The following is a 23,627-nucleotide window of genomic DNA, read 5'->3' as shown; positions in this document are numbered from 1 at the left end:
GCTTTTCGCGCGCGCTTTCTCGTCCGGCTGGGGATGGATGCATGTGCCGGGATGACTCCCCTCGCGCGCCTTGGGCTGGGCGAAGAGGGGGCGGGCGTAGGGCGGCTAGTTGGCGAAAGTGCTTAGAGCAGGATGCAGCTGGTGTAGGAGATGGTGCCTGGGCCGTGGTAGTAGGGTAGGCCGGCCGTCTCGCATGCTTCGGAGACCATCAGGCCCGCCGCCTCCATCGAGACGAGCGCGCGATCGGGGTGGCGGCAGGGCGCGTCGGGACAGCTGCATGTGGTGCAGAGCGTGCATGCGCCGGCAGACAGGGGCAGGGGACGAGGGATGCCTGATCCCAGCCCCTGTCTGCCGGTGTTGAAGCCATCGAGGGCATCTTGTGCAAGCACCGCGAACCGCTCCTTGTGCACCCGTTCCGCCGCCATCATTCCCTCGACATCGAACTCGTCCTCCAGCTGCCCGACCGTTTGCACGACGAGTGCGACGGAGCGGCTTGCCAAGGCTGCCGAGAAATCGTCCAGGGTTCCGCACGCGGGCGGGCACGTCCAGTTCCGTCCATAGGATTGGCAGCGGTTCTCCGCACACAGGGAGCGTACTGCGGGGTTCACGGACAGGCTTGTTGCAGGAGTGCATCCGTAGTGGGTGAACCCCCGGTTGCGGGCCCGCGCCGCCAGCTCGCAGACGAAGGCGCCCCTGCGGGCGTCCATTTCACCTGTGCAGCCTGCATCGCGGCAGGCGCATACTGCGCACATCATGGCTCGAAGCCCATCGCGTCGAGATAGAGGCCGGCGAACGTTGGGCTCGTGGAGAGCTCGACGTGCGAGCAGGAGGCGGCGACGCTCTCCAGGGCTGCTCGCCCTTCCGGGAAGAGCGCCGCCGCTGCCCCCTTCCCCGCCGCGTTTCCCAGCAGGTCGACCTTGTGCTCGAGGGCGGCGGGCAAAAGGCCGATGCGGGCCGCGCTCGCCGCGCTGAGGTGCGCTCCGAACCCGCCTGCCAACGCGATGCGGCGCACGTCGTCGTAGGAGACGTGCATCTCGTCCATCAGCGTGTCGATGCCCGCCCTTATGGCCGCCTTGGCCAGCTGCACGCCGCGCACGTCGCCTTGGGTGAGATACACGCGCTTTTCGGCGTCGAGGTAGCATACCCGCTGTTCCTGTTCTGTGCCCAGGCGCCACGCGAGGCGCGGGCCGACCTCTCCGGCTTCGAGCAGGCGCCCGGTCTCGTCGACGATGCCCAGCTCGAGCAGGCAGGCGACAGCGTCTAAGAGCCCCGATCCGCAGATGCCTACCGGTTCGGCGCCTCCCACGGTTGCGATAGCGAGTCCGTCGCCTTCGAGCGCGACGGCGCTTACGGCACCGCTCAGGGCCGGCATGCCCAGCGTTATACCGGCACCCTCGAACGCGGGCCCGGCCGCCGTGGCGCAGCATACGATGCGCTCGCTGTTGCCGAGCGCCATCTCGCCGTTCGTGCCGACGTCAAGGTACAGCTGGAGTGCAGGGGAGGCTGCCATGTCCGAGATGTGGAGGCCGGCCGTCACGTCGCCGCCTACGTATCCCGCCACGGCGGGCGCCAGGTATGCGCGCACAGGGGGCTCGTCGCAGTCGTGCGGCTGCCACAGATTGCACTCGTTCCCGAAGAGCGCGAAGGGCGCGAAGGGGAAGGTGCCTATCGGCTTTGGGTCGAGGCCGGCGGCGAAGTGCTCCATGACCGTGTTGCCTGCCACGGCCACGCGTTCGAGATCCTGCCAGCCGACGCTTTGCCCCGCACTGAGCCCGAGGGCGGCGAGCGCGTCGTCGAGCCCGCCGCGCAGGGAGGAGCAAAGAGCCTCCAACCCCTCCGCCGCCGAGGCGGCCGCGATGCGCGCTACCACATCGCCTCCGAACGCCACCTGGGGGTTCACCTTGCCTACGCTGGCCACAATGAGCCGGGAGTCAAGATCCACCAGGTGCAGCGCCAGCGTGGTGGTGCCCACGTCTACGGCGAGCCCGAGACGGCGATCGCTCTCACCCTGTGTCGCCGGCCCCGAAGCGGTCGTCGCCTCGCTTCCGGCTACCGGCAAGGTTCCCAGATCGTCGGGCAGGACCTCCATGCCGGCCGCCACGTTCGTCCGGCAGGCGAGGCGATAGCTCGTGCCCGCCTTATCGCGCACGAGCACGCGGCATTTCCCGCAGGTGCCGATGCCGCCGCATGGGGCGAGCAGTGCCTCGCCGCCTTCGCGCAGGGCCTCGAGCAGGGTCTGTCCCGCCTCCGCTTCGATGAGTCTGATGTCACCGTCCTGACCGTGCACGATCACGTCCATATGATCCCCCCATTCCTTCTTGGGAGGTGCATGGTAGCGCATAGGGGCGGGCATCGGGAGCTCGCAAACCCAAGATAAGCACTGTCGTATGGCCCCTAAGGTCAACTTCGGGTACCGGGCCTGATGCACGGCCCGGGGCCGAACGGCCGAACGGCCGAAATAAGCAATCTCGCCCCATGCCCTTTTCGCCGCGTCTTCCTAGACTGAGGCGATCGACTGTCTACTACGAGAGGAAGAGGGGCTTTCATGACAACGACCGAGGAAATAGCCAGTGCGGTGATGCGTGGCAAGAGAAAGGAGGTGGGTCCGCTGGTGCAGCGGGCGCTCGACGAGGGGGTGGCGGCCCAGGCCATCCTCGACGAGGGGCTCATCGCCCCCATGGGCGTCATCGGCGATCGCTTCAGCGCTGGCGAAGCGTTCGTGCCTGAGATGCTGGTGGCCGCCCGTGCCATGTCCGCGGGTACCGAGGTGCTCAAGCCGCATCTTGCCGAGGCGGGGGCTGAGCCCTTGGGTAAGGCTGTCATCGGCACGGTGAAGGGCGACATGCACGACATCGGCAAGAACCTCGTGCGCATGATGATAGAGGGCAAGGGTTTCGAGGTGACGGATCTGGGCGTAGACGTGGCGCCGGAGGCGTTCGTGAGCTTTCTGCAGGAGCACGACGACGTCGACATCGTGTGCTGCTCGGCGCTGCTCACCACCACGATGCCCGAGATCGGAGCGACTATCAGGGCTATCGAGGAGGCGGGTTTGCGTGACAAGGTGAAGGTCATGATCGGCGGCGCCCCGGTGACGCAGGCGTATGCCGACGAGGTGGGCGCCGATGCGTACACGCCCGACGCGGGCGCGGCCGCCGTCAAGGCCGCCGAGCTGGTGGGCGCGTAAAAGATGGGCGGCGTGCCCGGAAGGAGGGGAAGTATCCCATGGATATGAGGAAGTGGCTCTCCGGCATCATTGCGACGGAGAGGAAGAAGGCGTTGCCGGTGCTCTCGTTTCCGGCCGTGCAGCTGATGGGCATCTCGGTGCGCGACCTCATCGGGTCGTCGGACTACCAGGCTGAGGCCATGCGCCTTGTTGCGCAGAGGTATCCGACAGCGGCCGCGGTGTCGTTCATGGATCTGTCCGTGGAGGCGGAGGCGTTCGGAGCGGAGACGGTCGTAAGCGATGACGAGGTTCCCACGGTGGTGGGCGCGCTCGTCGACGAGGACACCGACCCCAGCGGCATCGTGGTGCCCGCGGTGGGTGTAGGGCGCACGGGATTGTACGTGGAGGCCATAGCCAAGGTGGCTCCCTTGATCGACGACCGCCCGGTGCTCGCCGGTGCCATAGGCCCGTTCTCGCTGGCAGGGCGGCTCATGGACGTGTCCGAGGTCATGGTGATGTGCTACGAGGAACCCGAGCTCGTGCATGCCGTGCTCGAGAAGGCCGCCGAGTTCGTGGCCGCCTACGCGGACGCCTTCCGCGCGGCGGGCGCCGACGGCGTGGTTTTGGCCGAGCCGCTTGCGGGCCTGCTGTCGCCCGATCTCGCCGAGGAGTTCTCCTCGGCCTACGTGCGCCGCATCGTGAAAGAGGTGCAAACCGATTCGTTCGCCGTGGTCTACCACAACTGCGGCGGCGGGGTCCCCAAGATGATGGACTCCATCGTGGACACCGGCGCCGCCGCCTTCCACTTCGGCAACGCCATCTCCATGGCCGACGTGATGCCGCTCGTTCCCGCCGACCGTGTGGCCATGGGCAACGTAGCCCCCGCCGAGCAGTTGCGCAACGGCACGCCGGACTCCGTGCGCGCGGCGACGCTCGAAGTGCTGGAGGCATGCGCGGGCTATCCCAACTTCGTGATCTCCACCGGGTGCGACGTGCCGCCGATGGCACCTCTGGAGAACATCGACGCGTTCTTTGCTGCCGTTGACGAGTTCTACGCACGGTAGGGCGGGACGGCGGGGCTTCGAGGAGGATTTCCTTGCAGGTAACCGGAAGATGCGGCTTTTCAAACGAGGAGGACACATGAAACCCAGAGAGAACATGATGGCGATATTCAACCGGGAGCAACCGGACTACTACGGCGACTTCATGGCGGCGCTCGACTTCGCGCCGGACCCCGTCTTCGCGGCGGATAGCGTGCCCGACGACGGTTTGGAGCATCGGGACAGCTGGGGCACGGTATGCGTGAAGCTGCCCGGCTCTCCCGGCAAGCACCCCCATGTCACGCCGGAGAACGCCGTGGTGAAAGACGTCACGGCATGGCGCGAGCAGCTGAAGGTGCCCGCGCTCGAGGGGCTCGACTGGAGCGCGGCGAGGGAATTCGCCGCCGGTGCGGACCGCAGCGAGCGGTTCGTGGGGCTCTTCTCGGCACAGGGGCTGTTCGAGCGCTCCCATTTCCTCATGGGCATGGAGGACGCGTTCTGCGCCTATCTGGAGGAGCCCGAGGAAATGGCGGACATGCTGCGCGAGATAGCCGACTACAAGATTGCCGTCCTACGCGAGGCGGCGCGCCAGTTCCAGCCCGACGTGGTGTTCTTCCAGGACGACTGGGGATCGAAGCAGAACCTGTTCCTGCCGCCCACCGTGTGGCGCGAGCTGATCAAGCCTCTGCATGCCGAGATCGTGGCGACGGCGCATGAGTGCGGCATGCTGTTCGTGCACCACGCCGACTGCATCTGCGAACCCATAGTGGAGGACATGGTAGAGATAGGCATCGACATCTGGCAGGGGGCCATACCGCAGAACGACCTCCCCGCCATTCAGGAGAGGACGGGAGGCGAGCTGGCCATCATCGGCGGCATCGACGCCCCGGCGGTGGATATCGAGCACATCGGCGAGGAGGAGATCAGGGCGGAGGTGCGCCGCGCCATCGACGCGTACTGCCCGGCAGGGCGCTTCTACCCTTCCATCCCGAGCGGCAAGTGCTTCCGCGCATGGAACGATGCCGTCGTGAACGACGAGCTGGAGAAGTACGGCAGGCGATGGGCGCGGGAGCACCCGATTTTGGAGGCGGGGCAGCGGCCCTCGTAGCGCTGCGCAAGTTTGGCAGGAGGAAAGCGACGGCCGCCGTCCCAGGGGGGGGGACGGCGGCCGTCGCACGTTCGGGTTCCCGGCATGCGGAATGCCCGGCAGGGAGCCGCGATGCTCCTACATGAACACGATCGTGAGGTCCTTGCGGGCCGGTTCCTGGCCCTTGTCGAGGTAGGCCTTGCCGCCGCCGAGCTGCGTTCCCTGGGCGTCGTAGGCCAGGCACACGCCCATGCAGGGCTTCACGTGCTCTTGGCCGTCCTTGGCCTTCTCGGGCGCCAGGACGTAGCGGCCGGCCTTCTCGTCGGCGAGGAACTGCTCCTCGAGGTCGCTTCTCGCGGCATCGTAGCCGATAAGGGCGTGCTCCTCGACGAACGCGCGGAACTTCTCCTCGCCCCTGATGGTCAGGTTGATCTCCATGATGTCCCTCCTTACGTGAGGCCCCCTTGCCGCCGGGGCAAGGGGGCCGGCGATCGGTTGCGGTTACTTTCCTGCGGGAGTGTAGAGCGCCCAGCGGGTTTTGCCGTCCATCTTCCGCACGAGCTCCTCCACCTCGCCGTGGTACAGGCACCATGCCTGGCAGGCCTGCACGCAGGCGGGCATCTTGCCTGCGGCGGTACGCTCCGCGCACAGGTCGCACGCCTTCGTGAGGGTGGGGTTGTACACCCACTCATACGGCGTGTCGGCGTCGATGGGCGTCTCGTAGCGGTAGGGTCCCACCTCGGCGAGCTTGATGCCGAACTCGCCGGCCGCGAGGCCGCGGGCGTTGCGGCAGGCCACCTCGCAGGAGTGGCAGCCCGTGCAGTACTCGTAGTTGACCAGTATGCCTTCCATGCGAGCCTCCTAGCTCATAACCGTGACGACGGGCTCTTCGACCGGCTGGTAGGGCTTGCCGGGCTCGTAGGGCGCGAAGTCGCCTTTCTCGGCGATGACCTCGTGCGGGAGCACGTCGCCTTCCTGCACGGGGTAGATCTTGCAGAGCATGCTCTTGATGGCGGACCCGATGCCGCCCTGTCCCGTGCGGAACGCCTCGGTCATATTGTTGAGGTTCGAGTCGTACGTGCCGTAGAAGTTGGGCTCGGCGCCGTCCTGCTCGGGGAACCACCAGCCGTGCTCGGCATGCACACGGCCGGGCATGACCTCAATGGTCTCCTTCACCTTCTGCTTGAAACGGGCGCCGCGGCTGTTCTCGACCCAGATCCACGCGCCGTCGCGCACGCCGAAGCGCTTGCAGTCCTCCGGGCTCACCATGATGAGCGGGTCGGGGTGGAACTCGCGCATGGTGGGCAGCTGGCGGTGCTCCGAATGGAAGAACTCGAAGGAGCGCCCGCCGCCGGAGAGGATGAGCGGGAACTCCTCGAAGGTCTTGGGCGTGGAGAGCGGGCTCTCGGGCGGCTCGATGTGGTAGGGCAGCGGGTCGACGCCCCAGTGGTCGTAGCCGAACGACCACAGCTCGATGCGCCCGGTAGGCGTGTTGAAGCCCGGCTGGCCGTCGGGGCGCAGCATGCCCTTCTCGTACTTATGGTACGTGGCGTCCCAGTCCCAGTACGCCGTGCCGTTGCAGCTGTTCTCGCTCGGGTTCTGCACCGTGTCCTCCCAGGTGCGGTCGTACTCGGTGCCGCCGGGCGCCAGCTGGTCGGTGAGGTACCAGGTGCACCATTCCTTGTCGTCGGCCCACGGCCAGTGCTCGGGTTTGATGCGCTTTCCCAGTTCGAGGCAGATCTGCTCGTCTGACTTCGCCTCGTAGTAGTCGGTCACCTTCACCATGGTGCGCACGGGCGTCCACCAGGTGCGGCAGGAATTGCGCTCGCAGCTCATGGCCACGGGCAGCACGATGTCGGCAACCGCTTGGGCCGTGGGCGTCATGAACGGGTCCGCCACCACGATGAACGGCACCTTCATGAGGGCTGCGCGCGTGCGGGCCGGGTCCATGGAGGCGCAGGCCAGCGCGTTGGAGCTCTGGATCCAGAACATCTGGATGGGGTAGGGCTCGCCCGTCTCGATGGCTGCCAGGATGGCGTCGGTGTCGGCGCACGAAACGATGTTTGACTCGTTGATGCCCGAGGTGGCGGGTATGAGCTTCTTGGCGTACACCTCCGGATCGATGTACTCGTCGCCCAGGCCGTAGCGCTTCTCGATGAGGAAGGCGCAGCGGTACAGCGCGTTGCCGCCCGGGTTGTCGATGTTGCCGGTGATGGCCATGAGGTCGGCCACGGCCTCGGTCACGCCGAGCGCGGCGATCTGCTGCTCGAAGGCGAGGCCCCACTGGCAGGCGCAGCTCGACGACGTGGCGATGAGGCGGGCGGCGCCGCGCAGCGCTTCGGCGTCCACCTCGCAGATGGGCGCGGCCCACTCGGGCGTCTTGTCGGCCACGCGCTCGGCGAGCGCCTCGAAGCCGTAGCACCAGCGGTCCACGAAGTCATGGTCGTAGAGGTCTTCCTCGATGACCACGTTGAGCAGCGCCATGGCCGCCACGGCGTCGGTGCCGGGCCGCACGGGCAGCCAGTACGCCGCGCGGGCCCCCCACCAGGTGAGGCGCGGATCGACGGAGACGATCTTCGAGCCCATCTGCACGCACTGCACGAGCCAATGGCCCAAAAAGCCGTCGGCGTTGGACTTGATGGGCTCGTTGCCCCACACCAGGACGACGCCGGGCGCCTGCCAATCGGGGTTCGCGTAGCGGTCGGGGTGGGCCTGCGAGGCATCCACGATGATCATGTCGCCGTACTTCGCCGACGTGCCGATCATGCGCGGCAGATAGCAGGCGAAGCCGGTGAACCCGAATGTGGAGACGTTCGGCGTCTCCATGCAGGCCGACGCGAAGTAGGGGACCTGCCAGCCGATGTTGCGGCCGGTGCCGTGCACGACCACGATGGATTCGGACCCGTGCTCCTCCTTGATGGCGAGCACGCGCTCGGTGATCTCGTCGTAGGCCTCGTCCCAGCTGATGCGCTCCCACCGGTCCTGACCGCGCTCGCCAAAGCGGCGCAGGGGGTACTTCAGGCGGTCGGGGTGGTTCACCGCCTCGGGAAGGTCGAGGCAGCGCATGCACAGCTTGCCGTTGGCCACGGCGTTCAGCGGGTCGCCCTCCACGCGCTCCAGCTTGCCGTCCTTCGTGTACAGCAGCACGCCGCAGCCCATGTGGCAGCCCGGCGGCGACCAGTGCGTCGTGCGGGTGACGGTGTAGCCGTCCTCCTGCCACTGCCATTCCCCTTCGTGGTAGGCCTTGCGGTCGAGCTTTTCCAGAAACTCTCGGTAGTCGGCCATGGTGCTCCTTTCTCGTCCCATGCGGCCCGCGGCCTCGCGGGCTTGTCGCATACCCGAGATTCTAGGGAGGACGCTCGCGGGCGGCATGCCGTCGGGCTTCCTATTTCGACGCGGCGGGCCGCGGCGCCGTGGGGCGTGGCGCCTGATTTCGCCAAGCCCCGTGCCGGGCACGCGGGAGCGCGGAAGAGAGTGCACGCGGAAGGTGCGGTGGCAGCGGGACGCCATGCGAAGGCGCGCCTTATCTTCGGCGCGAGCCTAATACCCCATGCCTTATCTTCGCGGGTGCGGGGCTTGGGTGGTTTATGCTGGGCACGACGGCGGGGAGCGGCGGAGAGGGCGCCATTATGAGCGGTTTGCGGAGGATTGCGAGGTCATGATATAACGTGCGGACGCCTTCGGGCGCCCGCCAGGCCCGAAGGCGCGAGGGGTCGGGCGGTAGTTCGGCGATGACTTTCAGGGGGTTGAAATCGTTGAAGCTGGATCACGGTACGGAATTTGTGCGCGAGCTCATGGGCGACGAGGGCAAGGACCAGTGGCTGCTCGTCAATCCGCGCATGCTCATCGGATTGGTGGGAACCGTCGCCTGCTACGGGTGGGCGTTCCTCATGCTGGGCACGTCGGCCTTCGTCCCCTCCGCCGCCGCTGCGGGGGCGGCGGGCGGGCCGCATCTCTGCTTCGTGCTGGGCGCCATGGCGGCGTTGGCCATCACCTGGGCCCTCTCGGACTTCTTCTCGCGCCGCAGGCGGGTGCAGTACGCCCTGGCGCTCGTCTGCACGGCGGCCGGGGCGGCGGGATTGTGGCTTGCGCTGTCCGGCTTGTGGACGCTTTTCTCGTCCGTGCTGCTGGGAGCTGGCTTCGGCCTGGTCTACGGCCTGTACGGGGAGTTCGTGTGCCTGAACTTCCACGTGTCCATCAAGACCTACGTCCTGGGCATCTTCTGCTGCGCGCTCGCGGCGTGCGCGGGTCTGCTGTTTGCGGGCGCCGAGATGGGATTCTTCTTCGCGCTCGTGTTCCCGGTGGTGGCGTTCGCGGCCTACGCCTGCGTGTTCGCATTCTTCCATCTGGGCCGACAGCCGGTGGTGGACCGAAGGACGTCGGACGCGCGCAACCGCGTGGCGTGGAGATCGTACCTGGCCACGGCAACGGCGGGCATGGCTGCCGGGTTCGGGTTGGGCTGCCTGCTGTCAACCGAGTTCGTGCATTCATGGGCCTATGCGATCGCCGAGGTGCTCGTGGTGGGCACGTGCGCGTTCCTCCTGGTCGATGCCTGTCGGAAGAACCGTGTGAACGAGACGATCACCATGCGGTTCTTCCTCCCGTTCGCCGCGGTGGTGGCGTTCCCGCTCATGTTCGCGCCCCCGGCGCTCAAGTTCGTGTTCGCCGTCCTGCTGCTCTGCGGGTCGCTGTTCCCCATCACCTGCTCGCTGTCGGCCATGTGCAAGCACGTGGCGCTGTGCGACCTGTCGCCCATCAGGGCGTTCTCGTTCGGTCGCCTCATCTGCCTCGCAGGGGTCGCGGTGGGCATGGCGCTGGCGTTCTTCGGGTTCTCCTCTGAGGGGATGGGCGGTTTCACCTACGAGACGACCTCTGCTGCCGTCGTGGTGGTGTTCATGATGCTGGTGATATTCTCGGCGTCGTTCGTCATGACCGAGGACAACTACCCGGACGAGACGCGCATCAGGCGCGGTGCGGATGGCGCGACGGACGAGGGCGCCGGCTCCACCACGACCGGCGGCGCGCCGATCCGCCGCCTCGAGGCGGCGGGCGAAGACGGTGCCGAGCCTGCGACAGGCGAGGGCGCGGTGGCTCGCCCGGGCATCTTCCATATAAAGTGCGAGATCGTCGCCCGCACCTACGGCCTGTCGAATCGCCAGCGCGAGGTGCTGGGCATGCTGGCGAAGGGCAGGAACGCCGACTACATCACCGAGAAACTCATCATATCGTCGCACACCGCGAAGGCCCATATCTACAACATCTACCAGAAGACGGGCGTCCACTCGCGCCAGGAGCTCATGGACCTGGTGGAGGACACCGACGTGGCGGCCGCCGGGGACATGCTGCAGGACATCCTGGACGACCGGGCCTGATCGCGGTCGCCGCCCCGCCCACGGCCCTAATCCTCCAGACCTTACTCTGCGGTTTAGCGTCTCCCACCTCATGAAACGCACGGCGCTTTTTCCTATCGTTCGCATCGAGGGCCGAAGCGCGGCGCACGTCGCGCCAAGCCCGAGACGAGAGAGGAGAGAGGGCCTATGCTGTTCGACTACGGGGAGTTCCTCAAGGGCATCGACCGCGAAGCCTACCACGAGGGCGAGTGGCAGTGGGAGGAGGACGGCTACACCGTCACGCGTACCTACACGTACTCGGCGCCCGGCTGCCACGATTCGTGCGGCGTGCTCATGTACACGAAGGACGGCAAGCTGGAGCGCGTGGAGGGCGACCCGCTCGACCCGTGCGCCAACGGGCGTCTGTGCATGCGCTGCCTGAACCTGGCCGAGGGCGTGAACTACGCCGACCGCCCCAAGTACCCGCTGCGGCGCGCGGGCGAGCGCGGCGAGAACAAGTGGGAGCGCATCACCTGGGAGGAGGCGCTCGACGAGATTGCCGACTGGATACACGAGAACCTCGACGAGGCGGGCTTCGGCCGCGAGTCGATCTTCGTGAACCATGGCACGGGGCGCAACATCTCGTCCTGGGTGCCGTTTCTGGGCGGGGCGTGCCTCGGCACGCCGAACATCGGCGCCATCGGCTTCTCGGGGTACTCGTGCTACCTGCCGCGCACGTGCGGCACGGCCGCCGGCATCGGCGATTTCCCCATTGTGGACGCCTCCGAGGGCCATGCCGACCGTTACGCGAACCCCGAATGGGAGCGTCCCGACGTCGTGGTGGTGTGGGGCTGCGAGCCGCTGCGCTCGAACGCGGACGGTTACCTGGGCCATTGGCTGAACGTGTGCATGCAGATGGGCACGGAGTTCATCTCCATCGACCCGCAGCTCACCTGGTGGGGAGCCCGCGCGGCGTACTGGCTGCCGCTGTGCCCGGCCACCGACCTGGCGCTCGCGCTCGCGTGGCTCAACGTGATCACGGCCGAGGACCTGATCGACCACGAGTTCGTTGACTGCTGGTGCGCCTACTACGACGAGCTCAAAGAGCATGTGGCGCAGTTCACGCCCGACTGGGCCGCCGAGATCTGCCAGGTGCCGGCGGAGGACATAGCCGCAGCCGCGCGCTTCTACGCGGGCGCCGAGCGCGGCGCCATCCAGTGGGGCCTCGCCTTCGACACGCAGGTCGATTCCATCCAGCTGTGCCAGACGGTGTCGAACCTCATGAGCGTGTGCGGCAACATCGACAAACCGGGCACGAACATCCTCGTGCGCAACGGCTTCGAGATCAATCCCGGCTACGCCACGGCCCAGCTCTACTGCGATCCCGACACGTTCGCGAAGAAGCTCACGGTGGACCTTGTGCATCCCGGATGCGTGCAGTTCATCGGCATGGCCGACTGCGACGCCGTGAACCGTGCGTTCGAGACGGGCGAGCCGTACCCCATCAAGATGTTCTGGTCGCAGGGCTCCAACGGCATCGCCTGCTCGGCCACGGCGGCGCCGCGCGTGCACAAGATGCTGCAGAACGTGGAGTTCTGCGTGGTGGCCGACCCGTACCTGACGCCCACGGCGGTGGCCTACGCCGACATCTTCCTGCCGCTCAAGACCACGGCCGAGCGCGACTCGATGCGCGTGTGGTGGACGCCGCTGCGCGCCATGAAGGCCGTGAGCGAATGGTACGAGGCGAAGTCCGACGAGGAGCTCATCGTGGCCCTGGGCAACAAGCTCAACCCGGAGCTGTTCCAGAAGCGCTGGCCCACGCTCGAGGCGCTGCTGCAGGACTACCTGGATGTGGGCTTCAACCTCTACGATCCCGAGACCGGCAAGAGCTACAAGAGCGCCGGCCGCTCGAAGGCGGGCATGGTGGAAGTGGAGGACGTGCACACCGACTTCTGGAAGAAGCACCATGCCGACGGCGAATGCTCGTTCGACGCGCTCGTGCGCAAGGGCGGCTACGAGTACGACGACTTCTGCGCCACGTACCGCAAGTACGAGAAGGGCCTGCTGCGCGCCGACGGCCTGCCCGGCTTCGCGACGCCCACCGGGCGCATCGAGCTCGTGCCGTACGCCACGTTCGGCGCCTGGGGCATCCCTCCCTTGGCCGAGCACGTGGAGTCGCTTTCGGCCAAGCGGTGGCTCACCGACCCCGAGTTCAAGAAAGAGTACCCGTTCATCTGCATCAACGGCTCGCGCTCCTACGAGTTCTTCCATTCGGAGAACCGCCAGCAGGCAACCATGCGCGAGTTCCATCCGATGCCGCTCGTAAAGGTGTCGCCGCAGACGGCCGAGGAGTACGGCCTGGCCGAGGGCGAGTGGATATGGATCGAGAACACCGAGGGGCGCTGCCGCCAGAAGGTGACCATCGACCCGACGCTCAACCCGCGCTACATCCATGCCGAGCACGGCTGGTGGTTCCCCGAGCAGGAGCCGGCGTTCCCGCACCTGTACGGAGCGTTCGAGTGCAACATCAACAACCTCACCGCCTCCTACGAGACGGGCCACGGCGGTATCGGCAACCCGCTCAAGAGCATCGTCTGCAAGATATACAAGTGCACCGACGACGTGGACGAGCCAACGCCTGGCGAGGTGGTCACGAAGCTGGGCGGGTTCCGCAGCGACTACGTGGCGGGGCAGCCGTTCGCGTGGACGACCGACAACACGACGCGCGAGGGAGGGAGATTCTAGTGAAGGGCATTCTGGTCAACTACGAGTTCTGCACGGGCTGCCACTCCTGCGAGGTGGCTTGCAAGAAGCACCTTGGCCTGCCGGCGGGGGAGTTCGGCATCAAGCTCACCGAGACGGGGCCGTTCGAGTATTCGGGCGCCGAGGGCAACAAGGACCGCTGGGAGTGGACATGGCTCCCCGTGCTCACGAAGGCGTGCGATATGTGCGCCGAGCGCACGGACGCGGGCAAGCTGCCCATGTGCGTGCAGCACTGCCAGGCGTGGTGTATGTACTACGGCGAGGTGGAGGAGCTGGCGCGCAAGATCGACGGTACGTCGCGCTGCGCGCTGCTCACGCGCTGAGCCCCTCGAAGGCCGTGCCCGTGCCGGGTGCGCGGGCACGGCGGGTACGGGAAGGGGGTGATGCGCGGGGGTCTTCGGTGTTCTACTCGTAATCTGCAAGGGAAAGGTAACTGAAATGGTAGAAGAAAAGAAGGGGTTCCATCGCGCTTGGCTCGTCTTCATTGGCGTGTGCATGATGATGGCCGGCGGCATGGGTTTGGTGCTCAACGTCATGGGCAACTTCTTCGTGCCGATGGCGCTGCAGTTCGGCCTGGTCACGCCCGAGGGCAAGCCCGATGTGACTCAGGTGACGCTGCTCATGACCGTATACTCCTACGTCATGCTCGTGTGGCTGCCGTTCGCCGGCCGCCTGTTCGACAGGGTGGACGCGCGGGTGCTGTTCGGCGCCGGCGGCGTGTGCGTCGTGGCGGCCGTGGCGCTGCTGGGCGTGTGGGGCGAGGTGTGGCAGATCTACATCTCGGGCGTGCTGCTCGGCCTTGCCGGCCCGATCATCTTCCTCGTGGGGCCGTCGGTGCTGATCAACAACTGGTTCGCTCCGAAGCAGGCCGGCAAGTTCCTCGGCATAGCCTCGGCCTTCACCGGCGTGGGCACGTTCGTATGGTCGCCGCTGTTCGCCGGGCTCATCAAGTCGATGGGCTACCAGTCCGCGTTCTTCGTGGAGGCGGGCATCTCCGCCGTGCTGATCCTGGTGCCTGCCGTGCTCTTCTTCCGCACGCGGCCCGAGGACGTGGGGCTCGCGCAGTACGGCATCGAGAAGGAGACGGCAGCAGGCCAGGAGCCGGCGAAGAAGAGCGGCGTCTCCGGCAAGTTCGCCCTCGGCACCGTCGCGTTCTACTGCATCTTCGTGGCTGCCTGCCTCATCTCGCTTGGCGGCGGCTACAAGTCCATGATGCCCACGGCCGTGCAGTCCGTCGGCGGCACCGAGCTCGCGCTTCTGGGCGCGTCCATGATATCGGCAGCTGCGGTGGGCAACATCCTCGGAAAGATCACCTTGGGCACGCTCTCCGACAAGATCGGCATCATGAACTCCATGGTGGCCTTCGCCGTGGTGAGCATGGCGGGCTTCGCGCTCATGGTGTTCATGATGGGCGACAACCAGGTGCCCATGCTCATCGCCGGCTTCTGCATCGGCACGGGCGACGCCATGATGTCGGTAGGGCTCCCGCTGCTCACGCGCCACTGCTACGGCGACCGCGACTACGCGAAGATCTATTCCTACCTGAACATGGGCATCGCCGTGCTGGGCGGCTTGGGCGCGACGTTCGTGGCGCTCGTGGCCTCCTTGGCAGGCGGGTTCCAGGCCGCCTACGGCTGCGGCATCGGCTTCGAGATCGTCATCGCGGCGGTGATCGTGGTAGCTGCGACCACGGCTAAGAAGTTCCGCGGCAAGTGGACCGAGGAGGGCGAGCCCGAGAAGAGCCGCTCGTAGCGGTTTTCCCGGCAAAGGAGAGGTGGTAGCTCATGACGGCGGCGAGACCACGGTTTCACTACGCATGGCTGATACTGATAGGGTGCTGCTTCATGCAGGCGGGCGGCTTGGGCGCGGTGCTGGACGCCGCGGGGGTGTTCTTCGTGCCGGTGTGCGAGGACCTGGGTTTCTCGCGCTCGGAGCTCTCGATGTACCTGACGTTCTACTTCATCGCCACGGTGTTCGCCATGCCCGTAGTGGGGAAGTGGATCACGAAGTACAACGTGAACCGCGTGCTGAGCGTGTCGTTCGCGTTGGTCGTTGCCGCGGTGGCGGCCATGGGGCTCTATTCCGAGCCCTGGCAGTGGTGGATATCGGGCATCGTGTTCGGCCTGGCGGGCAGCTTCATCTTCGTCGTGCCCACGCCCATTCTCATCGGCAATTGGTTCCAGTCGCACAAGGGCCTGGCGCTGGGCGTGGCCATGTCGTTCTCCGGCATTGGCGGCGCCGTCCTCGGGCCGGTGTTCACCCTGCTGATCCAAGGGCTCGGATGGCGCGAGGCCTACTTCGTGGCGGCCGTCGTCATGGCGCTCCTCGTGCTGCCGTGGACGCTGTTCGTGTTCAAGCTGCGTCCCGAGGACGTGGGGATGAAGCCGTACGGCTGGACCGGGCAGGACGAGCGGGACGGCCGGGCCGGGCGGCAACGCGCGGGCGGGCACCCGGGGCTTCCCGGCGTGCCGCTGGCCAAGGCCCTGAAGACGGTGCCGTTCGTGTGCATGTTCCTGTTCTCGGGGCTGATCGCGTACTTTGCGGGCTTCAACTCCCACCTGCCGGGCTATGCGCAGTCCATCGGGTTCTCCGCCTTGGTCGGATCGTCGCTGCTCACGGCTGTCATGGTGGGCAACGTGGTGGAGAAGCTGCTGGTGGGCTGGCTCAACGACCGGGTGGGCGTGCAGTTCACGGTGAACATACAGCTTGCCATGGTGGCGTTGGGGTTTGCGGGCTTCATGTTCGCGGGCGACAACCTGGTGCTGCTGTATGCGTCGGCCTTCCTGTTCGGGGCGCAGAACTCGCTCGTGTCGGTGTCGACCCCGCTGCTCGTGCGCCAGCTGTTCGGGGAGCGCGACTTCCCGGCCATCTTCACCTACGCCCGTATCGGCACCGGCGTCATCGGGTGCCTGGGCCCGGTGACGGTGGCCGCCATCTTCGACGCCACGGGCAGCTTCGTGCCGGCGTTCGCGCTGGGGATCGGCATCACGGCCCTGGGCTTCGCGACGGTCCGCCTTGCCTATGCGCGCCGTGGGAAGCTTGCGTGGGCGGAGGCCGGAGATGCGCTCGACACGCAGGCAAGCAACTAGCATAAGAGAGAGGTAACGGTATGGAATTCAAGAACGACCTGGGCAAGCCCTGGAAGTACGAGGACGGGGACTTCACTGTCGTGCGCACGTCCATGTGGTCGCCGCCGGGCTGCCATCCGGTAGGATGCGGCCTGAAGCTCTACGTCGATGCGGAGGGGCGCCTCGACCATGTGGAGGGCGACGAGAACAACCCCATCACGAAGGGCCGCTTGTGCGCCCGGTGCCTGGCGCTCAAGGACTACGTGTACAACCCGAGCCGCGTGATCTATCCGATGAAGCGCGATCCGAAGGACCGCGGCCAACACGACAAGTGGGAGCGCATCACATGGGATGAGGCCTATGCCCTGATCAAGGAGAAGCGCGACTACTTCCGCGACACCTACGGCCCCGAGAGCATGGCCGTGTTCTCGGGCACGGGGCGCTCGGGCGGCATCCTGGTGGCCGACATGGCGCAGGCCGTGCTCGGCACGCCGAACGCCTGCTACACCCAGTCGGGCTATGCCTGCTACCAGCCGCGCTCCATGTCCTGCTCGCACGTGCTGGGCGCTTACTATCCCGAGATGGACTACGCCGGCGGCCTGGAGGGAACCTACGACAACCCCGTGTACCGGGTGCCGGAGGTCATCGTCATGTGGGGCAAGATGGCGCTCGCGTCGAACGGCGACGGGCTGTGGGGCCATGCGGTCATCGATCTCATGAAGCGCGGTGCGAAGCTCATCAGCGTCGACCCGCGTGTGAACTGGCTGGCCACGCGCGCAGAGGTGCATCTGCGGGTGCGCCCCGGCACCGACACCGCACTCGCCATGGCGTGGCTGTCCATCATCATCAACGAGGACCTCTACGATCACGACTTCGTGGAGAAGTGGACGTACGGCTTCGAGGAGTTCTCCGCGCGCATCAACGACCCTGACAAGGGCATGACGCCCGAGAGGGCCGCGGAGATCTGCGAGGTGCCGGTGGAGGATATCTACCGGGCGGCCCGCCTGTACGCCGCCGCGAAGCCCGCGTCCATCGCCTGGGGCCTTGCGTTCGACCAGAACCAGAACGGCAACCAGGCGGCCCACTGCGTGCTGGCGCTGATGGCCATCTGCGGCAACATCGACGTGCCCGGCGGCCAGATCATCGCCGAGATCGACCCGGCGCCCGGTGTGGAGGACGACGCGGAGGCGCAGGCGGCTGCCGAGGCCGCGGCGGTGGAGGGCTCCACGCTCGACATCGACAAGGCCGACGACACCTCGGCCGAGGACGCCGCGCGCCCGCAGCGCCGCATCGGCTGGGATTCGCTGTCCGACGACCTCAAGGGCAAGACCATCGGCTACGACGAGTATCCGCTCTACGTGGACAACATTCGTAACGCGCAGGCCGACATGATGTTCGACGCGGTGACGAAGGGCGAGCCGTACCGCATCCGCATGGGCTGGATACAGTCCACGGCGCTGCTCACCCCCACGTGCTGCGCCCAGCCGACCGGTTGGTACGAGGGCTGCAAGAACCTGGAGTGGTGCATGGCAACCGATTGCTTCATCACGCCCGCCATCGAGGCGTTCGCCGACCTCGTGCTGCCCTTGGCCTCGTGCGCCGAGAAGGACGACGTGGTCATGACGCACTACGCGGGATCGCCGGTGACGCTGGGCTCGGTGAACAAGGCCGTGGACGTGGGCGAGGTGAAGTCCGACATCCAGATACTCATCGAGCTGGGCGAGTACCTGGAGATGGACTGCCTGAAGGACGAGGACGGCGGGCGCCTGTTCAAGGACGAGGCCGACTTCCTCACGCAGCGCCGCGCGCGTCCCGCCAAGATGCCCTTCGAGGACCTGCGCGACCAGGTGGTGTTCCAGCGCGGCGTGAACTACCGCAAGTACGAGACGGGCAAGCTGCGTCCTGACCGCAAGCCCGGCTTCCTCACGCCCACCGGCCGCGTGGAGCTGTGGTCGACGGCGTACGCGCATTACGGCGAGGACCCTCTGCCGTACTACCAGGAGCCGGCGTTCAGTCCTCACAAGGACCCCGAGCTCGCGGCGAAGTACCCGTTCATCCTGACCACAGGAGCGCGCAACTACGCGTCGTTCCACGCTGAGCACCGGCAGATCCCCGTGCTCCGCGAGCTGCACCCCGACCCGATCATCGAGATCAACCCCGAGGATGCGGCACAGCTGGGCGTGGCGGACGGCCAATGGGTCGAGATCAGGAACGACTACGGCCGCGCGAAGTTCAAGGCCGTCGTGTCTCCCATCGTGAAGAAGGGCGTGGTGCAGACCGACCACGGCTGGTGGTTCCCCGAGCGCCAGGCCGACGACGATGCGCGCGACACGATCCTTCCCGTGGGCGAGATCGTGGAGGACCACGAGGTGCAGGCCGTCATCAACGGCAAGGAGATTAAGGACGGCTTCGTGAAGGCCGATCATGCCGATGAGCGGGGCCTCTACGGCGTGTGGCAGTCGAACGTGAACGACCTCGTGTCGAACCACTATAACTCGCGCTTGGGCTACGGCGGGCCCTACAAGTGCAACTGCTGCAGCGTGACGCCCTTGCAGGAGAGCTACGACACGGACATGAACCTGGTCGTCGAGAAATTCGGAGAGTTGGTGTAGAGATGGCTGAATACGGGCTTTTGATCGACTACGAGTACTGCACCGGGTGCGAGACGTGCGTGGTGGCCTGCAAGGAGGAGCATGGCTTCCCCGTGGGCAAGTGGGGCATCCGCGTGCTGGATGACGGTCCGTGGCAGAAGGACGATTCGGGCGAGGGCGGCAACTGCTTCAACTGGAACAAGATCCCCGTGCCCACCGACCTGTGCGACCTGTGCGCGGGCCGCGTTGCGGCGGGCAAGGAGCCGACGTGCGTGCATCACTGCCAGGCATTCTGCATGAGGTTCGGTGCGATCGAGGAGCTGGCCGCAGAGTTGGCGGGCAAGCCCAAGCAGGTGCTCTGGGCGCCCTGCGCCTAGGACGGTACGGACGGAGGCGGCGCCGGATGCTGCGCGTCGCCTCCGCGGGAAAGGGGGCGAGGAATCCGTGTGCTACTGCTGCACCCTGTGCAACCGGTGCGGGCGCGCCGACGAGATGAAGGACCGGTTGGGGCATAGGCTCTGCCCGTCGTGCGGCAGGGAGGAGCCCGATCCCGGGCGGCCTACGTGCCCCGCATGCGGCGCGACTCTGCCGCCACCGTTCCCGGAGCCGCCCTCGGGTCGCTGAGCACTGGGAGGACGGCCTTGCCGTACAGGACGCACGGAGGAACCGGCTTCGGCCGGTTCTTTTTTTTGCGCGGCCACGGCTGCCGTGTGCGGCCGAATGCCGGGCATCGTGCCAGGCGGCAAATCCCTGCGGCGCTAGGTGGTGGCGCAGTCTCCCTCTTCCTCGCCCTCGATGCCGGCGAACAGGTCCATGGGCGGCACACCGAGGGCATCGGCTATCCGGAAGAGCTTGTTGACGCTGATGTTGCTGATGCCGTTCTCTATTTCCGAGAGGTACCCCTTGTTGATGTCCGACATGAGGGCGAGCTGCTTCTGCGAGATGCGCTGGGCCTTGCGCATCTCCACGATGTGCTGGCCCAGCTGCCTTCTTTTGTCGAAATAATCCATACGGTGAAGGCTATCTAAGCTGCGCTGCAGAAGGACGGATATATCCGAACAGTCGGCAAAAAGATCGACAATTCCCGATTATGATGACTGGTCAGCGCAGATATTTGGATGCAGCCCCGAAGGGACGCCCGAGCACCGCGGAGAGCCCGTTCGTTGGGCGAGGCTTTCGGGATCGTTGACTTGATCGCGCAGAAGGGGTCGCGTTACGGTGTGGTGCGGCTGCTTCGGGAGAAGGGGCCTTGAAAACGTAAGGAGCAAGGCATTACGCGCCCGGAGGCGCGTAATCCTTCATGCCTGAAACTGGGGAACTGCTGCGGTCGGGGGGAGTCGGCCTTCTTCCGGCGTACTATCATTCGGGGTACGGCGATGGTCGGGCGCATCGTCAAGCAGGTGTATGAAACCGTCAACGGGGGTGACTGTTTTCATGGATCGGGAAGGGTTGAAAGGGGCTTCTTCCAAGGCCAAGCGCCGGGAGAAGAGAAACGAGTGGCTGTTCGTCAATCCCTATCTCGTGGCCGGCGTAGTGGGGGCGTCGTTTTGCTTCGCCTGGTTCTTCTCGGTCCTCACCACGAGCGACTTCGTGGCGGGTCCGGGAGGAACGTCCTTCGGCAGCAGTTTGCTGCACCCGGTTTTCGTGGCCGCCCTCCTTTTCGCCTACGCCGTCCTTTGGCTGTTGTCGAACCGGCTTCAGACCCATCGCGTCGCCCTGGCCGTCATATCGCTCGTATGCGGGGCTGCTCCTCTCATCGGCGTTTTCTCCGGGGCCTTCCCGGCGCTCGGCCTTGCGGCGGCCGCGCTGTCGGGTGCCGGCGTGGCCGTCCTTGCAACGCTGTGGGTGGAATTCGTCTGCGTGCTCATGAAGGTGCAGATAAGGGCGGCCGTCGCCTCGATGCTGGCGCTGTCCTTCCTCTGGTATGCAGGGACCGTTTTCGTCGATGGGCGCTTCGTGCCCTATGCCATCATGCTCTACGCCCTTGCCTCCGTGTCGACGTACCTCTTCCTTCAGGTGCGCTTCTCGTTGATGGACGACCTCCCTGCGGTCGATGCTGCGGAGTCCGACGAGAGGCTGCAGATAACCTGGAAGCCCTCCCTGCTCACCGTGATGGGATCGGTGGCCCAGGGTTTTGCCCTGTACTGGCTGCTTACGCCCGAAGTGCACACCTTCGGGGTGTCGGCCGCCATCCAGGGGGGATCGCTGGCAGTGCTTGCGCTGCTGCTGGTCGATTCGCGCAGGTCGTTCTTCCTCAAGGAGTCCTTTATCAGGAGGATGTTCCTCCCGGTGCTCGCGGCCTGCATCCTGCCGTTGTTCTTCCTGCCGGAGACCTTGTGGGCAGGGCCGTGCGTCTTGGCGTTCCTGTTCTCGCTGCTGCCGTATTCCAGCGCCCTGTTCGCGACCTGCGAGCACATCGTGCGGTGCGGCCTTTCCTCCATGAGGACGTTCGGCTGGGCGCGGCTGTTCTCGTCGGCGGGGCTGCTGCTGGGGCTTTCAGCGGGCTGGCTGGCGTTTTCGACCGAGGTGCTCGGCTCGGTCACGCTGCCGGTCATGGTGGTGGTCGTGGTCATGTTCTTCATCTTGGTTTCGGAGGCCATAAGCAAGCAGAGCTATTACCCCGGCGAGTCGCAGGAGCCCGCGCGGCGCATCGTCATCGGTCCGCGCGGCGAGATGATGTTGGAGGCTAGCTGCGAGGATGCCGAATCCGGCGTGAGGTTCTTCCATCTCAAGTGCGACGCGGTGGCAAAGCAGTGCGGCCTGTCGAAACGTCAGACCGAAGTGCTCCATATGCTGGCCAAGGGCCGCAACGCCGAGTATGTGCAGAAGCAGCTCTTCATCTCCCCGCATACGGCCAAGGCCCATATCTACAACATCTACCGGAAGACAGGGGCCCATTCCCGGCAGGATCTGATGGATCTCGTGGAGAAGGCCGTCGTAGATGAAGATGCCCCGGTCGGGCTGTCTTAATACGGTATCGGGGGGCATGATGCATGAGGCAAAGGGGATGCTGGCGGTGGGGTCGACGAGGCTCGGGCTCGACATGCTCATAGGCTTCGCGGGGTTCGCCTCGCTCGTTGCGTCAATCGTGGCCCTCTTCGCGATCGCGCCGGAGGTGTCGCCGGGCGGTGCGAGCCCGTTCGCGATACGGGCGGTATGCGCGCTCGCCCTTGCCGCAGCCAGCCTGGTCGTGGGCCTCGCCGCACATGCCATCGTCTTGCACAGGTGCCGGGCGCTTGCGGTCGCCGCGCTGGCGGGGGTTGCCTTCGCAGGCGCTGCGCTGCTTGTGCCGGCGCTGACGGAAATGCTCGCGCTCCTCGCCTATGCGGCGACTGCCATGGGAACGGCCGCGCTCGCATCCCTCTGGTTCTGCTTCGTCTGCGTGCGCCCGCACAAGTCCACCCCCCTGTTCGTTTCCGCTGCGGTTGCCGCGGGGCTCGTCATCTGCCTGGTGGAAGGCAGCTTGCTGGCCGAGGCGGCACGCGTCGCCGTCGTGCTCGTGCTGGCGGTCTCGGTCGTCTGCGTGCTCGTGTTGGCGAAGGCGAAGCCCGAGGGCGTTCTCCCCGAGGCGGTAGGCAACCGCGAGTCGGACAAACGGTCGAAAATTCTCAAGACATCGGCGCTCATGCTTTCCATCAGCAATTTCGAGTTCGGGTTCGTGGCGAGCGCGACGTCAAGCGATTTCGAGCGCGCGGCATGTCTGGCCTCTGCGGCGATGGCTGCCCTCGTGCTGGCGGTGAGCTTCGCCCGCAAGGGCCTGGTGAACGAGCGGAGCCTGTCCCCTTTGACCCCGCCCTTGACGATAGGGGCCTTTCTGTCCGCGTACCTTTTCGGGGAGGCGCTGCGCGTGCCCTCGCTCTGCGTGCTCTCCGCGCTGTGCACGGTGTACCTCTCGTTCGGCATCGCCGCAGTGGCCGAGCATGTGCGCCTCTCGCATCTCTCGGCGCCCCGGGCTCATGGGAAGGCGCGGGCGCTCGACTATCTCGGCATGGCCGCCGGTTTCGCGACCGGGTACGTCGTCGCCGCGGCGGCCGCTTCCGACATGGTGCTGGCTGCGCAGATGACCGCCGTCATAGCCGTCGTCTACGGCTTCATCGCGGCGTTCTGCCATAAAGCGCGTTTTCCCGAGGAGGGCATGGAGGGAAGCTTGGGCGGGCACGAGGCGAAGGGTCTTTGGAAGAAGCGCTGCCGGGTGGTGGGCGAGCAGTGCAATCTTTCAGAACGGCAGTTCGAAGTGCTGATGCTCGTGGCCCAAGGAAGAAACGCCAAGTACATCGAGCAGGCTCTGTCCATATCCCTGAGCACGGCGCAGACGCACATACGCAACATCTACCGCAAGACGGGCGTTCATTCGCGCCAAGAGCTGCTCGATCTCATTGAGGGCACGAAGCTCTACGGCGAGGAGTAGGGGGGCCTTTTCCATCCCGGTCCCTACGCAGGGCTTACCGGGGGCTTAAGGCGCGCCCTCTCTACCCATCCGCTTTGCATCGAGGCTTATTTTCCCGCGTTTCGCCTGATGGACCATCGTCAAAAACAGGGTAGCGGCACGAACACCAAGAACGCCACGATGACAGCCGTGCCGGCT

Annotated in this window: 18 protein-coding genes; 12 read left to right on the top strand and 6 right to left on the bottom strand. The window is 66.2% G+C overall.

All coding sequences use genetic code 11. The features are described from left to right. Positions 1–122: 122 nt before the first annotated feature. Positions 123–755: a DUF2284 domain-containing protein gene (locus C1877_RS07445; RefSeq protein WP_220149905.1), complete on the bottom strand. Its 633-nt coding sequence runs from the start codon at positions 753–755 to the stop codon at positions 123–125. Next, the gene (locus tag C1877_RS07440) at positions 752–2,299 is read right to left on the bottom strand and encodes an ASKHA domain-containing protein (RefSeq protein WP_181813816.1); all 1,548 of its coding nucleotides are present in this window, start codon (positions 2,297–2,299) and stop codon (positions 752–754) included. The genes C1877_RS07445 and C1877_RS07440 overlap by 4 nt, the downstream gene beginning before the upstream one ends. Before the next feature lie 246 nt (positions 2,300–2,545). On the opposite strand from C1877_RS07440, the gene C1877_RS07435 reads away from it, so the two are divergent. The 3 genes from C1877_RS07435 to C1877_RS07425 all read left to right on the top strand — a co-directional run bounded on the left by C1877_RS07435 (position 2,546) and on the right by C1877_RS07425 (position 5,311). After that, positions 2,546–3,184: a corrinoid protein gene (locus C1877_RS07435; RefSeq protein ID WP_114568841.1), complete on the top strand. Its 639-nt coding sequence runs from the start codon at positions 2,546–2,548 to the stop codon at positions 3,182–3,184. 38 nt (positions 3,185–3,222) lie between these two features. After that, positions 3,223–4,227: a uroporphyrinogen decarboxylase family protein gene (locus C1877_RS07430; protein WP_114568840.1), complete on the top strand. Its 1,005-nt coding sequence runs from the start codon at positions 3,223–3,225 to the stop codon at positions 4,225–4,227. Between the two features lie 76 nt (positions 4,228–4,303). Continuing rightward, positions 4,304–5,311: a uroporphyrinogen decarboxylase family protein gene (locus C1877_RS07425; RefSeq protein WP_041239803.1), complete on the top strand. Its 1,008-nt coding sequence runs from the start codon at positions 4,304–4,306 to the stop codon at positions 5,309–5,311. A gap of 117 nt (positions 5,312–5,428) precedes the next feature. Here C1877_RS07425 and C1877_RS07420 read toward each other — a convergent pair whose 3' ends face one another. The 3 genes from C1877_RS07420 to C1877_RS07410 form a co-directional block, all read right to left on the bottom strand. After that, entirely contained in the window at positions 5,429–5,728 is a 300-nt protein-coding gene (locus tag C1877_RS07420) for a hypothetical protein (protein WP_015540485.1), read from the bottom strand. Between the two features lie 63 nt (positions 5,729–5,791). Beyond that, positions 5,792–6,142 carry a 4Fe-4S dicluster domain-containing protein gene (locus tag C1877_RS07415; protein WP_015540486.1) on the bottom strand — a complete coding sequence of 117 codons (351 nt, stop codon included), beginning with the start codon at positions 6,140–6,142 and terminating at the stop codon, positions 5,792–5,794. A 9-nt stretch (positions 6,143–6,151) separates the two neighbouring features. After that, positions 6,152–8,575 (bottom strand): molybdopterin-dependent oxidoreductase, encoded by a 2,424-nt coding sequence (locus tag C1877_RS07410; protein WP_114568839.1) that lies wholly within the window; start codon positions 8,573–8,575, stop codon positions 6,152–6,154. Positions 8,576–9,045: 470 nt separating this feature from the next. On the opposite strand from C1877_RS07410, the gene C1877_RS07405 reads away from it, so the two are divergent. The 7 genes from C1877_RS07405 to C1877_RS07375 all read left to right on the top strand — a co-directional run bounded on the left by C1877_RS07405 (position 9,046) and on the right by C1877_RS07375 (position 19,419). Then, positions 9,046–10,662: a response regulator transcription factor gene (locus C1877_RS07405; protein WP_244909817.1), complete on the top strand. Its 1,617-nt coding sequence runs from the start codon at positions 9,046–9,048 to the stop codon at positions 10,660–10,662. 165 nt (positions 10,663–10,827) lie between these two features. Next, the gene (locus C1877_RS07400; RefSeq protein WP_015540489.1) at positions 10,828–13,365 is read left to right on the top strand and encodes a molybdopterin-dependent oxidoreductase; all 2,538 of its coding nucleotides are present in this window, start codon (positions 10,828–10,830) and stop codon (positions 13,363–13,365) included. Continuing rightward, entirely contained in the window at positions 13,365–13,706 is a 342-nt protein-coding gene (locus tag C1877_RS07395; protein WP_114568837.1) for a 4Fe-4S dicluster domain-containing protein, read from the top strand. Before C1877_RS07400 ends, C1877_RS07395 begins: the two co-directional genes overlap by 1 nt. 115 nt (positions 13,707–13,821) lie before the next feature. After that, on the top strand, positions 13,822–15,135 hold the full coding sequence (locus C1877_RS07390; protein WP_114568836.1) for an MFS transporter: 1,314 nt from the start codon (positions 13,822–13,824) through the stop codon (positions 15,133–15,135). 32 nt (positions 15,136–15,167) lie between these two features. Further along, positions 15,168–16,472 carry an MFS transporter gene (locus C1877_RS07385; RefSeq protein ID WP_114568835.1) on the top strand — a complete coding sequence of 435 codons (1,305 nt, stop codon included), beginning with the start codon at positions 15,168–15,170 and terminating at the stop codon, positions 16,470–16,472. 20 nt (positions 16,473–16,492) lie between these two features. Continuing rightward, positions 16,493–19,063: a molybdopterin-dependent oxidoreductase gene (locus tag C1877_RS07380; RefSeq protein WP_114568834.1), complete on the top strand. Its 2,571-nt coding sequence runs from the start codon at positions 16,493–16,495 to the stop codon at positions 19,061–19,063. 2 nt (positions 19,064–19,065) lie between these two features. Then, positions 19,066–19,419: a 4Fe-4S binding protein gene (locus C1877_RS07375; RefSeq protein ID WP_114568833.1), complete on the top strand. Its 354-nt coding sequence runs from the start codon at positions 19,066–19,068 to the stop codon at positions 19,417–19,419. Between the two features lie 381 nt (positions 19,420–19,800). Here C1877_RS07375 and C1877_RS07370 read toward each other — a convergent pair whose 3' ends face one another. Beyond that, positions 19,801–20,052: a helix-turn-helix domain-containing protein gene (locus tag C1877_RS07370; protein ID WP_015540492.1), complete on the bottom strand. Its 252-nt coding sequence runs from the start codon at positions 20,050–20,052 to the stop codon at positions 19,801–19,803. Positions 20,053–20,476: 424 nt separating this feature from the next. Between C1877_RS07370 and C1877_RS07365 the strand changes: the two genes are divergently transcribed. Further along, complete coding sequence (locus C1877_RS07365) at positions 20,477–22,012, top strand: response regulator transcription factor (RefSeq protein ID WP_181813815.1); 1,536 nt, start codon at positions 20,477–20,479, stop codon at positions 22,010–22,012. Positions 22,013–22,028: 16 nt separating this feature from the next. Then, positions 22,029–23,450 carry a helix-turn-helix transcriptional regulator gene (locus C1877_RS07360; RefSeq protein WP_015540493.1) on the top strand — a complete coding sequence of 474 codons (1,422 nt, stop codon included), beginning with the start codon at positions 22,029–22,031 and terminating at the stop codon, positions 23,448–23,450. Positions 23,451–23,627 lie beyond the last annotated feature (177 nt).

This window comes from Gordonibacter pamelaeae (assembly GCF_003340385.1).
Classification (GTDB): domain Bacteria; phylum Actinomycetota; class Coriobacteriia; order Coriobacteriales; family Eggerthellaceae; genus Gordonibacter; species Gordonibacter pamelaeae.
Note: the sequence above shows the minus strand (reverse complement) of the source record. Positions and strands in the feature narration are given on the sequence as shown.

Bases quoted from the DNA above. Each gene is read 5' to 3' on its own strand.
- C1877_RS07440 (WP_181813816.1), bottom strand. From the start codon at position 2,299: ATGGACGTGATCGTGCACGGTCAGGACGGTGACATCAGACTCATCGAA.
- C1877_RS07365 (WP_181813815.1), top strand. From the start codon at position 20,477: ATGGATCGGGAAGGGTTGAAAGGGGCTTCTTCCAAGGCCAAGCGCCGG.
- C1877_RS07375 (WP_114568833.1), top strand. From the start codon at position 19,066: ATGGCTGAATACGGGCTTTTGATCGACTACGAGTACTGCACCGGGTGC.
- C1877_RS07430 (WP_114568840.1), top strand. From the start codon at position 3,223: ATGGATATGAGGAAGTGGCTCTCCGGCATCATTGCGACGGAGAGGAAG.
- C1877_RS07360 (WP_015540493.1), top strand. From the start codon at position 22,029: ATGATGCATGAGGCAAAGGGGATGCTGGCGGTGGGGTCGACGAGGCTC.
- C1877_RS07425 (WP_041239803.1), top strand. From the start codon at position 4,304: ATGAAACCCAGAGAGAACATGATGGCGATATTCAACCGGGAGCAACCG.
- C1877_RS07420 (WP_015540485.1), bottom strand. From the start codon at position 5,728: ATGGAGATCAACCTGACCATCAGGGGCGAGGAGAAGTTCCGCGCGTTC.
- C1877_RS07435 (WP_114568841.1), top strand. From the start codon at position 2,546: ATGACAACGACCGAGGAAATAGCCAGTGCGGTGATGCGTGGCAAGAGA.
- C1877_RS07370 (WP_015540492.1), bottom strand. From the start codon at position 20,052: ATGGATTATTTCGACAAAAGAAGGCAGCTGGGCCAGCACATCGTGGAG.
- C1877_RS07385 (WP_114568835.1), top strand. From the start codon at position 15,168: ATGACGGCGGCGAGACCACGGTTTCACTACGCATGGCTGATACTGATA.
- C1877_RS07410 (WP_114568839.1), bottom strand. From the start codon at position 8,575: ATGGCCGACTACCGAGAGTTTCTGGAAAAGCTCGACCGCAAGGCCTAC.
- C1877_RS07380 (WP_114568834.1), top strand. From the start codon at position 16,493: ATGGAATTCAAGAACGACCTGGGCAAGCCCTGGAAGTACGAGGACGGG.
- C1877_RS07415 (WP_015540486.1), bottom strand. From the start codon at position 6,142: ATGGAAGGCATACTGGTCAACTACGAGTACTGCACGGGCTGCCACTCC.
- C1877_RS07390 (WP_114568836.1), top strand. From the start codon at position 13,822: ATGGTAGAAGAAAAGAAGGGGTTCCATCGCGCTTGGCTCGTCTTCATT.
- C1877_RS07400 (WP_015540489.1), top strand. From the start codon at position 10,828: ATGCTGTTCGACTACGGGGAGTTCCTCAAGGGCATCGACCGCGAAGCC.
- C1877_RS07445 (WP_220149905.1), bottom strand. From the start codon at position 755: ATGATGTGCGCAGTATGCGCCTGCCGCGATGCAGGCTGCACAGGTGAA.